At 58.8% G+C, this 12,727-nt stretch carries 13 protein-coding genes; 11 read left to right on the plus strand and 2 right to left on the minus strand.

Annotation, left to right across the window (positions count from 1 at the left end; translation table 11 throughout):
* Positions 1 to 682: hypothetical protein (locus tag VDQ28_RS00310; protein WP_323034134.1), on the plus strand; the 682-nt coding region annotated here is incomplete at its 5' end.
* A 104-nt stretch (positions 683 to 786) separates the two neighbouring features.
* On the opposite strand, the gene VDQ28_RS00315 is transcribed toward VDQ28_RS00310, so the two are convergent.
* Both VDQ28_RS00315 and VDQ28_RS00320 read right to left on the minus strand, forming a co-directional pair.
* Positions 787 to 1,110 carry a type II toxin-antitoxin system PemK/MazF family toxin gene (locus VDQ28_RS00315; RefSeq protein WP_323034135.1) on the minus strand — a complete coding sequence of 108 codons (324 nt, stop codon included), beginning with the start codon at positions 1,108 to 1,110 and terminating at the stop codon, positions 787 to 789.
* Entirely contained in the window at positions 1,107 to 1,337 is a 231-nt protein-coding gene (locus tag VDQ28_RS00320; RefSeq protein WP_323034136.1) for an antitoxin MazE family protein, read from the minus strand. Before VDQ28_RS00320 ends, VDQ28_RS00315 begins: the two co-directional genes overlap by 4 nt.
* Positions 1,338 to 1,439: 102 nt before the next feature.
* Here VDQ28_RS00320 and VDQ28_RS00325 point away from each other — a divergent pair, with 102 nt between their 5' ends.
* From VDQ28_RS00325 to VDQ28_RS00370, 10 genes are all read left to right on the plus strand, one after another.
* Complete coding sequence (locus VDQ28_RS00325) at positions 1,440 to 1,685, plus strand: hypothetical protein (protein WP_323034137.1); 246 nt, start codon at positions 1,440 to 1,442, stop codon at positions 1,683 to 1,685.
* 175 nt (positions 1,686 to 1,860) lie between these two features.
* The gene (locus VDQ28_RS00330; RefSeq protein WP_323034138.1) at positions 1,861 to 2,106 is read left to right on the plus strand and encodes a hypothetical protein; all 246 of its coding nucleotides are present in this window, start codon (positions 1,861 to 1,863) and stop codon (positions 2,104 to 2,106) included.
* A complete protein-coding gene (locus VDQ28_RS00335; RefSeq protein WP_323034139.1) occupies positions 2,103 to 3,047 on the plus strand; it encodes a toprim domain-containing protein in 945 nt (314 codons plus the stop codon). The genes VDQ28_RS00330 and VDQ28_RS00335 overlap by 4 nt, the downstream gene beginning before the upstream one ends.
* Positions 3,040 to 4,506, plus strand: coding sequence for a YfjI family protein (locus VDQ28_RS00340; RefSeq protein ID WP_323034140.1), 1,467 nt, complete (start codon positions 3,040 to 3,042; stop codon positions 4,504 to 4,506). The genes VDQ28_RS00335 and VDQ28_RS00340 overlap by 8 nt, the downstream gene beginning before the upstream one ends.
* A gap of 23 nt (positions 4,507 to 4,529) precedes the next feature.
* A complete protein-coding gene (locus VDQ28_RS00345; protein WP_323034141.1) occupies positions 4,530 to 4,880 on the plus strand; it encodes a hypothetical protein in 351 nt (116 codons plus the stop codon).
* Between the two features lie 4 nt (positions 4,881 to 4,884).
* Positions 4,885 to 5,385, plus strand: coding sequence for a hypothetical protein (locus tag VDQ28_RS00350; RefSeq protein WP_323034142.1), 501 nt, complete (start codon positions 4,885 to 4,887; stop codon positions 5,383 to 5,385).
* A 360-nt stretch (positions 5,386 to 5,745) separates the two neighbouring features.
* A complete protein-coding gene (locus tag VDQ28_RS00355) occupies positions 5,746 to 8,547 on the plus strand; it encodes a class I SAM-dependent DNA methyltransferase (RefSeq protein ID WP_323034143.1) in 2,802 nt (933 codons plus the stop codon).
* Positions 8,547 to 9,560: a virulence RhuM family protein gene (locus VDQ28_RS00360; RefSeq protein WP_323034144.1), complete on the plus strand. Its 1,014-nt coding sequence runs from the start codon at positions 8,547 to 8,549 to the stop codon at positions 9,558 to 9,560. Before VDQ28_RS00355 ends, VDQ28_RS00360 begins: the two co-directional genes overlap by 1 nt.
* Complete coding sequence (locus VDQ28_RS00365; protein WP_323034145.1) at positions 9,557 to 11,608, plus strand: DEAD/DEAH box helicase; 2,052 nt, start codon at positions 9,557 to 9,559, stop codon at positions 11,606 to 11,608. The genes VDQ28_RS00360 and VDQ28_RS00365 overlap by 4 nt, the downstream gene beginning before the upstream one ends.
* Positions 11,601 to 12,727: GIY-YIG nuclease family protein (locus VDQ28_RS00370; protein WP_323034146.1), on the plus strand; the 1,127-nt coding region annotated here is incomplete at its 3' end. The genes VDQ28_RS00365 and VDQ28_RS00370, both read left to right, overlap by 8 nt.

A 12,727-nucleotide genomic window follows, 5' to 3' on the forward strand; every position in this document is an offset into this window, starting at 1 on the left:
TGTGAAGAAGGATTGGATTAACGGGCGTGTGGCGGTAACGCTGGACGAAGCATGGGAGCACCTGATCGACATTCCACCTGTGGAGGCGAAGGTGAAAGAACTGCGCGCTGAACTGTCGGACTGGCAAGGCCATGACCTGTCCGCGCTGGCGCTTGAGATTGTCCTGAATGATGCAGCACTGGCCGGACATGTTCTCTTTCGCGGGATAGGGCCGGATGGAAGGCGCATTGATATTCCTTCCACCTATTTCGACCCTTCGCGGGTGAGAGGCTTCACCTTGCACCGTGGCTTCGATCCTGAATGCAATGAAATCACCTTCGCACCGCTTCACGATGAGCAGGACGATGCTTTCATGCAGGCCGGACAGCAGATAGCGCAGGAGCCGGAGCTTTATCACGACTGGATGGAAGTCGAACTCGATTGCGAGAAGCTGGCAGCGTGGTTGCGTGAAGTTGATCCGGACAATGATGAGGCGGAATGTCTGGCGTGGCTGGTATCGGAGCGGCGCAAGCATTCTACTGCGCCAAGCACGCGAGAAAAATATCTTGATGCCGCGAAGGAACAGTGGCCGTTCTTGCCGGAGCGGGCTTTCAACAGATGCTGGGAACGGGCGAAGCGGCGGGCACCGACTCCAACATGGGACAGACCGGGGCCACGGCCAAAGACGGACCGGAAGCTATAACGCTCTTCCTCTGGCTGGTGGCTGATGTTTCTGCCGGTTGGCTTCCCGGTTCGCGGACCTGTCCGAATGGACCATGCCCGGGCGCGTTCGCGTATCAGCCGCCTTCATGCAAGCCCAAGGAAAAGGGCCAGAGAGCGCGTGATCGCCAGCATGGCTTCATCTTCAAGCCGACCAAAAGGCGGGCCAATTCTCTCCCGTCGCACGGACATGGCCTTGTCGACCTGCACTTGCGATGGTTTGCGCAGGCCGTTTTGCGCCGACGGCTGAATGGTGGGCCGGATCAATGGTGCATCTATCAGCGTGCCCGAAAGCAAGAGCACGGTGACAGTACCAGTGTCGCCGAACAGATCGGATTGAACCACAAGCGCAGGACGTGGCTTGCCGAAGTCACCCGAAATGGCGACCGTCACGAGATCGCCGCGCCTCACGGCTGCCTCTCATCGTCTTCCAGATCGGCCAGGGCGGCATCGAGGAAATCTTCCAGATCGGTGGTATCAGCGGCATCAGCAGCAGCGGCCATACGGGCCTGACGGCGGCATTCATCTTCGAAGCCGGGTTTGCGGGTGTCGGGAACCCATATTTGCACCGGACGCAATCCCGCCGCCCGGAGCGTGTCCCGGCGCTTCTGCACGCGCTGTGTGACAGGGGTAGCCATGATGTGCCTCATATCGTTACATGTAACAAGTATGGAGTTCATCAGCCCCATGTCAAGCAACGCCCCCAAATTTGAGGGGACGGTTATTCCGAATGGCTGCTCATGGAACGCCGCCTGCTGTGCCATGAGATCTGGGCATGGAGAAGTGGATCATGTTGGTTTGCCCCACCCCATCTGCCTTGGTATTTTTGCTGCCCGGTCGCATCAGGAATTCGCGATGATGCGCTTGCAGGTGGCTCGTTCGAAGTCTGCACCTGCCGGGCAGTTTTCATGACCACATTCACCGGATCGCGCATCAAGATGCTTGGCGAGTATATGGAATATGGCGCGGACGATACAGGAAGGTGAGCGTCACATTTGATGACAGAAAGGGTGTCAGGAATTTCCTCATAAGGTTTTGATTTTATTGACATAATAATTCATGTCGTCTTTCTGAATTCCTGCCTCTGAACTCGTCCGATGAATTCATCATCTCCTTGCAGGTGGACCGCAGCATCCCGCTGCGCAAACCTGCGAGGAAAACATGAATCTTGTTAAGGCGTTGGACCTTTCTGCGTATCCGCGCTTCGTGGATCGTAAGACGGGCGCGCAGATCATCACTGAAAATTTTTTTCCCGTTGCGGCACGCTCTCTTGAGCGGTGGACGGTGCCGGTCCGCCATCTCAACGGCAAGGCTGTGATGGCCACTTCTGATCTGCTGGAGGAAGCGCAGCGCCGTTTCGATGCGGCCCCCGTTCTGGTCGCGAAAAAGATCGGGGGTGCGGCATGAACACTGGCAACTCCGAGGCACGCGCGGTTACCGCCGCGCTCGCCGGCAAATGGATGGGAACCTACGGCCTGTGCAAGTGCGTGGCGCACCACGACACCGAGCCATCCCTTTCCGTGTCGCAGGGCCGCGACGGCAAGCTCCTGCTGAACTGCCACGCTGGCTGCATATTCACCAGCATTCTCAATGCGCTCCGTGCGCGCGGGATTGTGTCGGGTGAAGGCCACGAACCGACCGTCGATCCGGCGGCACTCCACCGGGCGGAAATGCAGGCCGCCAAAGAGATGGGGGAGAAGGCCCGCCGCGCTCGCCAGATTTGGAATGAGGCCGGCCCGTTGTGGGGCTCGGTCGGGGAAAACTACCTGCGCGCCCGTGGCCTGGGCTCTCCACGCTCGACCGTCCACCTCCGTTGCCACGGCAGCCTGTACCACGCCCCGTCAGGGCAGCATTTGCCTGCGATGGTTGCTGAAATCTCTGGCGTGCCAGACTTCGCGATCCACCGGACTTTCCTGATGCCAGACGGCTCCGGGAAGATCGACGTCGCACCCGCAAAGCTGATGCTCGGTCAGACGGCGGGTGGGGTGGTGGTGCTGGATCACCCCGCTGAAGGCACTCCGCTGCTGATCGGTGAAGGGATCGAAACCACGCTGGCGGCTTCTGAATTGACGGGCAGGAAACACACGGTCTGGGCTGCGCTTTCCGCAGCAAATATGGCGCGCGTCACGCTGCTGGGCATGCCGGGCGTGCTGGGCATGTCGGACACGCTTGTCATCTGCGCGGATGGTGACCCGGCTGGACGCCAGGCAGCGGACACTCTGGCGACACGCGCGGACCGACTGGGTTGGAAGGTTTCCATCCTGGAAGCACCTGATGGGCAAGACGCGCTGGACATGTTGCTTGCAAGGCGCGCCGCCAACACGCTGCGGGGTGCAGCCCATGTCTGAGCCCATTCCGCTCCGTCCTTTCGCGGCCCCTGCACCGGAGCCGCTCGTCCGTGACATTGAGGCGGGGGAGACATTCCCCGTCGCGCATCTTGGCCCGCTCGCGGAGATTGCCCATGCCATTCACGACGTCACCGAAGCTCCCCTTGCTCTTTGTGCACAAAGCAGCCTTGGGGCCGCTGCGCTATGCGTTCAACCGCATGCAAACGTCGAACTTCTTGCAGGCGGCGCTGCGCCTTGCAGCCTGTTTCTTTTAACAGTCGCAGAAAGTGGCGAACGCAAATCAACCGCTGACCGTCTCGCCCTGCGAGGGTTGCACGCATACACCCGCGAACAGGACAAGACGTACAAGGAAGAGCGCACCCCTTACGACATCCGCCGCGCGACATGGGAGGCGCGCAAAAAAGCTCTCACTGCAGCCTCCGCGCGTGGTGGTGACAAAGGCGAGGCGGCAGCAGCAGAACTTGAACTGCTTGCCGCTGAAGAACCGTTCCCCCCTCTTGTTCCGACCCGCATTGTTGGCGAGCCGACCCTTGAGGGCGTCATGAAGCTGTTCATTGAAGGTCATCCGAGTCTTGGCCTGTTCTCCGATGAAGCCGGCGCATTTCTTGGTGGCCATGCCATGAGCGCCGATCACCGCCTTAAAACGCTGGCTGGTCTGTCCAAATGCTGGGACGGAGACCCGCTGACACGCTCCCGCGCAGGCGATGGAACCGTTACGATGTTTGGCCGCCGCCTGTCCCTTCACCTGATGGCCCAGCCGGTGGCAATGGCACCACTGCTGGCCGATCCGGTGGCTGGTGGGCAGGGCTTCCTCGCTCGCTGCCTCATCGCCGCGCCCACCACCACCGCCGGAACGCGGCTCAAGCTGGAGCACGATCCGGCAAGCGACCGGATCATCGCCAACTTTGCCGCAAAGGTGGAAAGCCTGATGGCCGCACACATGCCGACGGGCGATGACCGGCAGGAGCTCACGCCGCGCACCCTTCCTCTTTCGCGGCAGGCGCGTGAGGTGTTGCAGGTCTATTATATGGCAACAGAGAAAGCGCAGGCTCCCGGCGGCGATTTGGCGGAGGTGCGGGCGCACGCATCCAAGACCTGCGAACAGGCGTGCCGTCTTGCCGGCGTGATGACCCTCTGGGGCGATCTGAATGCCCCGGAAATCACGGGCGCGACGATGGCGGATGCCGTTCAGCTTGCAAGCTACTATCTGAACGAAGCGGTGAGGCTGTGCGATGCCGCCGTTGTGTCCGCCGGCACGATGCAGGCGGAGGCGCTGCGCGTGTGGCTGATGGAGAAGTGGGCTGGCGATACGGTCACGCCACGCGACATCCTGCGTCGTGGACCCAACTCCCTTCGCGAGAAAGCAAAGCTGCGCGCGCCCATCGGCATGCTGGTGGAAGCCGGATGGCTGGTGCCGCTGGAAACAGGGCGTGAAGCCTACAGGGTGGTGAGGACGTGATGACTGCATCATGGAGGCTGGAGGTGCGGGACGCGCTCGCCCGCGTCATGACCGATACCCAGCCGCAGGCGAAGATTGCCCCGCATGCCGCGACAGATGAAACGGCAACCTCCATTCCGCCCGCCTGGCAGGAGCATTACGAAGAGAGGGCGGCTATCGTCGAATATGATGGCGAGTTGCACCGTGAAGAAGCCGAGGCGTTTGCAAGGGCGGAAGTGCTTCACCTTTCGCGGGGCAAGGCCTTGCCAACGCACCCTGCCACCTGCGCAGCCTGCGGCAAGGCTGACTGGCTGGTGTGCCTGCGCACCGAAGACGACAGAACGTGGCATGTGCAGTGCTGGAAAGCACAGGAACACAGCGCTGGGGAGAAGTGAGATAATGACCGCGAAGAAGAAGCGGGCCCTGCCTGTTGTCTATAGCGAAGAACTGGCAGTGCAGATTTGCGGGGAACTGGCCACGGGCCGCTCGCTCAAATCCGTGTGCTCCGATCCGGGCATGCCTGCTGTGAGCGCCATCTATACATGGATGAACCGCTATCCTGAATTCAAGGAAATGTACGCGCGCGCAAAGGTGGATGGTGCCGAGGCTCTGTTCGAGGAAATCTTCGAGATTGCCGACGACGCATCGGGCGATTTTGATGCAGAGGGCAATTTCCGGTCAGAGCATGTCCAGCGATCCCGTCTTCGGGTTGATGTGCGCAAATGGGCTCTCTCCAAGCTGCGGCCCCAGCAGTATGGTGACCGGGTTGCGCTGGACCATGGCGGACAGGCTGAGAATCCCCTCACGGCGCTCATCATGTCGGTACAAGGCACGGCAATCCGCCCGGTGCCGACTCTGGAGTTGAAGGCTGATGAGGAAGAGACTGAACTTGCAGAATAGGGAGGGGCACTTCGCCCTTTCCGTTGACGCCTCATGGGTCACGGCTTATTTTTCACCACACGTCCTTGGCGAGACATGCCGGTGCGTGAGCTAGGCAGGTCTGGGGAATTAGACCCCGTCAGCCGTAGGTTCTCGTCAAGGACGCTTCTCCATATAGCATAGAGCCTGCCATATCTGGTGATTGGGCCATGAGCTGGCACCCATCCCACCCCTGTTGGTAGCGCCGGAGAAAAAGGAAGGGGAGCAGCTGCCGGCTTGCAGGTTCAGAATTGCGCGCTATCACAGACCTTGCAGATTGAGTGCCCCGCAGATGCCCGCGAGATGGCGACTGCAGCGGCAGATAAAAGGCTGGAGGGCTGCATGAACGCTGTTGAAATCGAACAGGCCATTTCCGATCTGGCCGAGCAGCCGTTTGATGCCGCTGAATTCCCTTATCTCTTCCTTCAGGCGTTCGGGAACAAGGAAACCACCCTCAAGCGCCTGCGCAAGGGGGAGAGCAACAGGTCTGATATCGGCGGCGTCCTCCAGACCAATAACATCCATATCGCCATCGCCCCACCCGGCGAGGTCACGGCCACTCTTGCCGCCCTGAAGGCCAGCCCGGCCACGACACGGGCGAAGGCCAAGTTCATTCTTGCCACGGATGGAGACTGGTTCGAGTCCGAAAACCTCATTGATGGCGAAACCGTTGCCTGCCCCTATGGTGATTTTCCCAACAAGTTCGGCTTTTTCCTGCCTTTGGCCGGCATCACCACGGTCAAGCAGATCCGCGACAGCTCGTTCGATATCCGCGCCACCAGCCGGCTTAACCGGCTGTATGTGGAACTGCTGAAGGATAATCCCGAGTGGGGAGCAGATGCGCAGCGCACCGCCATGAACCACTTCATGGCGCGGCTTATTTTCTGCTTCTTCGCGGAGGATACCGATATTTTTGATGGCACCGGCCGCTTCACCACCACGGTGGAGCAGATGAGTGAGAAGGATGCCTCCAACACCCATGAGGTGATTGGCACCCTGTTCCGCGCCATGAACCTGAAGCGGGAAGAAAGGGCGGCGGCGGGTATTCCGCGCTGGGCCGATGAGCCGTTTCCCTATGTGAATGGCGGGCTGTTTTCCGGTGAGATGGAGGTACCGCGCTTCAGCAAAATGGCGCGCTCCTATTTCCTGCATATCGGCAATCTGGACTGGACGCAGATCAACCCCGATATTTTCGGCTCAATGATACAGGCTGTGGCGAATGAGGAGGAGCGCGGCGAGTTGGGCATGCACTATACCAGCGTGCCCAATATCCTGAAGGTGCTGAACCCGCTGTTTCTGGATGATCTGCGCGCAAAGTTGGAAGAGGCCGGCACCAGCCATCGCAAGCTGGTGAATTTGCGCAACCGCATGGCGCGCATCCGGGTGTTTGACCCGGCCTGTGGATCAGGCAATTTCCTTGTCATCGCCTACAAGGAAATGCGGAAGATCGAGGCTGAGATCAATGCGCGCGAGAATGAGCATTCGCGCAAGAGCGTCATTCCGCTCACCAATTTCCGGGGCATCGAGATCCGTGATTTTGCGGCAGAGATTGCCCGCCTTGCGCTCATCATCGCCGAATATCAGTGCGATGTGCTTTATCGCGGCAAGCAGTCTGCACTGAATGACTTTCTGCCGCTGGGAAAAGAAAACTGGATCATCTGCGACAATGCCCTGCGGGTGGACTGGCTGAGCATTTGTCCGCCGACAGGAACCGAGGTGAAGCACAGGGCGGATGACCTGCTGCATGAGGTGCAAGAGCGGGCCGAAGTCGAGTTCGAGAACGAGGGTGGGGAGACATATATTTGCGGGAACCCGCCGTATCTGGGGTCTGCTTGGCAGGACGCGGAGCAAAAGGCAGATCTATTGGTGATCTTTGGCAACAGAACATCGAACTGGAAGTCGCTCGACTATGTCGCAGGATGGTTCATGAAGGCGGCGGACTACGGCACTCAGGCAAATTCAGCGGCCGCATTCGTTGCAACGAACTCGATATGTCAAGGACAGCAAGTGCCTGTTCTCTGGCCGCTTATCTTTCAAACAGGCCACCAGATAGCCTTCGCGCATACATCATTCAGGTGGTCCAATCTTGCCAGTCATAATGCCGGCGTGACGGTCGCTATTGTTGGTATTTCAAATCATCCGGACAAAAAGCGTTTGCTTTTCTCGATCGAAGAGGATCGAGAAAGTATCGTTCAAGTTACCGAAAATATTAATGGATATCTTGTCGCAGGACCAAATGTCGAAATCGTAAAAAATGTAAGCCCCATGTCATCTGTTGGCATAATGGATAGGGGAAGTAGTCCGGTCGATGGAGGGCATTTGCTTTTGACGCGTGACGAAGTTCGGTTGATGGGCCTCTCATCGCTCGAATCTCAGCGGTTTGTGAGGCGAGTATATGGCTCCGCTGAGTTTATCCGTGGGGCCCAACGGTTCTGTCTATGGGTTGCGGATGAAGACGCCAGCCGCGCACAGGCAATCCCAGAACTACGTAATCGCATCGATTCCGTGCGCGCTATGCGTCTAGCGAGCCGCAAGGCTGCCACGCGCGAGGGCGCAGGCCATCCGCACCGTTTTGACGAACGTCGCCAAGTGGGGGACGAGAGAATAGTAGCAATACCCCGTATATCGTCAGAGTCGAGAGAATATATTCCTGCCGGACTGCTAGAGCCGGGCAACATCATTACTGATCTAAATTTCGGCATATACGATGCCCCCCTCTGGAACATGGCACTCATCGTCTCGCGTCTGCATCTGGTCTGGATTTCCACTGTCTGCGGCAAGATGAAAACTGACTTCCGCTATTCCAACACCCTCGGCTGGAATACCTTCCCCGTTCCCACCCTGATCGAAAACAACAAGGCCGCCCTCACCCGCTGCGCCGAGGATATTCTTCTGGCGCGCGAGCATTATTTCCCGGCCACCATTGCTGATATGTATGATCCAAAACGCATGGACACCGAGTTTCCACGCGTGCGCGAAGCCCATGAACGCAATGATGAGGTGCTGGAGCGCGTCTATATCGGCCGCCGCTTCCGCAACGATACCGAGCGGCTGGAAAAGCTGTTTGACATGTACACGAAGATGACTGCCGCCTCAGGCGCGCCAAAGCGTGGCAAGGCCAAAAAGGCTGGGGCTGAGGCCTGATGGCTGGCGAGATCATTCTCTACGATACCGAGGATGGCTCCACCGTCATCCAGTTGCGGGCGCGGGATGGTTCCGTTTGGCTCACGCAGATGGGAATGGCTGAGCTGTTCCAGACCAGCGTTTCCAATATCAACAAGCATATCAAGGTGATAATCGCAGAGGGTGAGCAGGATGGGGCAACTATTGAGTATTACTCAATAGTTCGATCCGAGGGCGCGCGCACCGTTAAGCGGCAGGTGGCGCATTACAGCCTGCCGATGATTCTGGCTGTTGGTTTTAAGGTGCGCAGCCCGCGTGGCGTCCAGTTCCGGCGCTGGGCAACCGCCAGCCTGTCCGAATATCTGGTCAAGGGCTTCGTCATGAATGACGAGCGCCTGAAAGACCCCGAGGCAGACTATTTCGAGGAACTGCTGGCGCGCATCCGCGACATCCGCTCCTCGGAAAAGCTGTTTTACAGGAAGGTTCTGGATATTTATGCCACCAGTGTGGACTATGACAGTAATGCGGAGACTTCCCGCCTGTTTTTCCAGACCGTGCAGAACAAGATGCACTGGGCGGCACATGGGCACACCGCCGCCGAGATAGTTGTGGAACGGGCGGATGCCGGCAAGGATCATATGGGCCTGACCTCATGGGCCAACCAGTCCAAAGGCGGGCCGCCGCGCAAGGCCGATGCTGTTGTCGCCAAGAACTATCTGGCGGACGATGAGATTGATGCCCTCAACCGGATTGTCACGGCCTATCTGGAATTTGCGGAGCTTCAGGCCATGAACCGCAAGCCCATGACCATGCGCGACTGGATCAGCAAGCTGGATGATTTCCTGCGCCTGAGTGACCGTGATGTGCTGACCCATGCCGGGCATGTGACCGCTGAAATAGCCCGGCTGAAAGGCGGTGAGGAGTTCGACCGCTGGCATGCCCGCGCGATAGAAGAGCCAAGCGCGGTGGAGCGGCATTTCACCGAGGCGCTGAAAAAGGCAAAAACACTGGCAAAAGGTGTGAAGAAGACATGACCCGGAACGTCCCCTCCATCTCCGTTGCCTATGCCCACACGGGCAAATCCTCCCGGCCCAACGAGCTTGGCATGCGCGTCATGCAGGAGCGCGCCTATGAAAAGCGCGGCGAACAATATCTGCTCATCAAGTCGCCGCCGGCATCGGGCAAGAGCCGGGCGCTGATGTTTATTGCGCTGGACAAGCTGCACAATCAGGACATCCGCAAAGCCATCATAGTGGTGCCGGAAAAGTCGATCGGCTCCAGCTTCAATGATGAACCGCTCTCCAAGTACGGCTTCTGGGCGGACTGGACCGTGGTGCCGAAATGGAACCTGTGCAACGCGCCGGGTACGGATGGCGGCAAGGTCAATTCGGTAAAGGCTTTCCTTGAGAGCGAAGACCGGATTCTGGTGTGCACCCATGCCACCTTCCGCTTTGCCGTGGACCGCTTCGGGATCGAGGTATTCGATGACTGCCTGATCGCGGTGGATGAATTCCATCACGTTTCCGCCAACCCGGACAACAAGCTGGGCGCGCATCTGGGGGCTTTGATTGCGCGCGATCGCGTGCACCTTGTGGCAATGACCGGCTCCTATTTCCGGGGCGATGCGGAAGATGTGCTCTCGCCCGAGGATGAGGCGAAGTTCGATAAGGTGACCTACACCTATTATGAGCAGCTCAATGGCTATCAGTGGCTGAAGCAGCTTGATATCGGCTACTATTTCTATTCCGGTTCCTATGCCGACGACATCCTTGATGTGTTGGACCCGACCAAAAAAACCATCGTGCATATTCCCAGCGTCAATTCACGCGAGAGCACGAAGGACAAGATCAAGGAGGTCGAGCATATCATCGGCGCCCTGGGGGATTGGCAGGGCACGGACCCGCAGACCGGCTTCCAGCTGGTGAGGACGCCGGAAGGGCGTGTTCTGCGCATCGCTGACCTTGTGGATGATGATCCGGCCAAGCGGGATCGGGTCTCGGTGGCGCTGAAAGATCCGGCGCAGAAGAACAATCGCGATCATGTCGATATCATCATTGCGCTGGGCATGGCGAAGGAGGGCTTTGACTGGATCTGGTGCGAGCATGCGCTGACTGTCGGCTACCGCTCCAGCCTCACCGAAGTGGTGCAGATCATCGGCCGCGCCACCCGTGATGCTCCGGGCAAGACCCGTGCCCGCTTCACCAATCTCATTGCCCAGCCGGATGCGGCTGATGAGGCTGTGACAGAAGCTGTCAATGATACGCTCAAAGCCATTGCCGCCAGCCTGCTAATGGAACAGGTGCTGGCCCCGCGTTTCGAGTTCAAGCCCAAGAACCCGCAGAATGTTGCTGATCCCGACTATGATTATGGCGAAGGCGGCTATGATCCTGAGAAGTGCAATATCGGTTTCAACGAGGAGAGCGGCCAGTTCCAGATCGAGATCAAGGGACTGGTGCCGCCAAGGAGCGAGGCGGCGCAACGCATCTGCCAGAAAGACCTGAATGAGGTTGTCGCGGCATTCGTGCAGGACAAGACCGCGCTGGAGCGTGGCCTGTTTGATGAGGAACTGGTGCCGGAAGAGCTGACCCAGCTGCGTATGGGCAAGATCGTGAAGGCGAAATATCCGGAACTGGATGCGGAAGATCAGGAAGCCGTGCGCCAGCATGCCATCGCTGCGCTCAATTTCACCCAGCAGGCCAAGAAGGTTGTACTTGATGATGCGGGCGAAGAGCGCGAGCCCGGGGCAAACACCGCCTTTGTTGATGGTGTGCGCAAATTTGCCCTGAGTGTCAAAGAGCTGGATATTGACCTGATCGACCGGATCAACCCGTTTGGAGAGGCTTACGCCATCCTCTCGAAGGCCATGACGACCGAAAGCCTGCAACAGGTGGCCGCTATTATCGGGGCCAAGCGGATTGCCCTGTCTCCTGATGAGGCCCGTGAATTGGCCAAGCGTGCTGTCCAGTTCAAGAATGATCGCGGGCGGCTTCCCTCTCTCACGGCCGCTGATCCATGGGAAAAGCGCATGGCAGAAGGGGTGGCGTTTCTTCAGCGCATGAAGCAGGAGGCCAGCCGTGGCTAAGACCTTTACCGAGGAAGACGACGCGCTTCTGGCTGAACTCGGCATTGAGGTCGAGGAAAAGCAGGAGCGGCGCTGGACGGCGCGCGAGGAGCGGGTCATTGCCGGGTTCGAGGATATCCAGCGCTTTGTGGAACAGCACGGGCATGCGCCGCGCCATGGTGACGAGCGGGATATTTTCGAGCGCCTTTATGCGGTGCGGCTGGACCGGCTGCGTGAGCTTGAAGATTGCCGGACCCTGCTGGAATCATTTGATCATCAGGGGCTCCTTGCGGGTGCTCCTGTCGCTGTGCGCGAAGATCTGGATGAGCTGGATGATGATGCCCTGCTGGCAGAGCTTGGCATTGAGACCGCCACAACGGATGACATCACGGCGCTGAAGCATGTGAGGCCAGTTGCTGAAAGGCGGATGGCCGAGGAGATTGCCAATCGCGAGACATGCCGGGATTTTGAGAAGTTCCGCCCCCTGTTTGAGCAGGTGCAGCGTGATCTTCAGGATGGTGTACGCACCACGCGGCCTTTTGTGAAAGACGCGGGCTTCCTGAAAGCAGAGATCAAGCCGGGCCAGTTTTTCATCCTTGGCGGCCAGACCGTTTATGTGGCTGAGGTCGGGGAAACCATCAAAGCGCCAAATGGTGAAACGGATGCCCGCCTGCGTGCCGTTTATTCCAATGGCACAGAAAGCGACCTGCTTCTGCGCTCCCTTCAAAGGGCGCTCTATAAGGACGAGACGGGCCGTCGCATCACGGACCCGGTTGCAGGCCCCCTGTTCGCGGATCGCAATGAGGAGGGCGATGAAGCCAGCGGCACGATCTATGTGCTGCGCAGCAAGTCTGAGCTCCCAGCAGTCACAGCGAACCGGAAATTGCTGCACAAGATCGGGGTGACGGGCGGGGACGTCGCACGCCGGATTGCCAATGCGGCCTTTGATCCGACATTCCTGATGGCGGATGTGGAAATAGTGGCGACCTATGAACTCTACAATATCAATCGCACCCGGCTGGAGAACCTGATCCACAAGGTGTTCGGTTCAGCTCGTCTGGATATCAAGGTAGAGGATCGTTTCGGCCAGCCGGTTGTGCCGCGCGAATGGTTCCTTGTGCCACTATTCGTGATTGACGA

The sequence above is a fragment of the Pararhodobacter sp. genome (assembly GCF_034676545.1).
GTDB lineage: Bacteria > Pseudomonadota > Alphaproteobacteria > Rhodobacterales > Rhodobacteraceae > Pararhodobacter.

Bases quoted from the DNA above. Each gene is read 5' to 3' on its own strand.
- VDQ28_RS00355 (WP_323034143.1), top strand. From the start codon at position 5,746: ATGAACGCTGTTGAAATCGAACAGGCCATTTCCGATCTGGCCGAGCAG.
- VDQ28_RS00360 (WP_323034144.1), top strand. From the start codon at position 8,547: ATGGCTGGCGAGATCATTCTCTACGATACCGAGGATGGCTCCACCGTC.
- VDQ28_RS00330 (WP_323034138.1), top strand. From the start codon at position 1,861: ATGAATCTTGTTAAGGCGTTGGACCTTTCTGCGTATCCGCGCTTCGTG.
- VDQ28_RS00320 (WP_323034136.1), bottom strand. From the start codon at position 1,337: ATGGCTACCCCTGTCACACAGCGCGTGCAGAAGCGCCGGGACACGCTC.
- VDQ28_RS00365 (WP_323034145.1), top strand. From the start codon at position 9,557: ATGACCCGGAACGTCCCCTCCATCTCCGTTGCCTATGCCCACACGGGC.
- VDQ28_RS00350 (WP_323034142.1), top strand. From the start codon at position 4,885: ATGACCGCGAAGAAGAAGCGGGCCCTGCCTGTTGTCTATAGCGAAGAA.
- VDQ28_RS00325 (WP_323034137.1), top strand. From the start codon at position 1,440: ATGGAACGCCGCCTGCTGTGCCATGAGATCTGGGCATGGAGAAGTGGA.
- VDQ28_RS00335 (WP_323034139.1), top strand. From the start codon at position 2,103: ATGAACACTGGCAACTCCGAGGCACGCGCGGTTACCGCCGCGCTCGCC.
- VDQ28_RS00340 (WP_323034140.1), top strand. From the start codon at position 3,040: ATGTCTGAGCCCATTCCGCTCCGTCCTTTCGCGGCCCCTGCACCGGAG.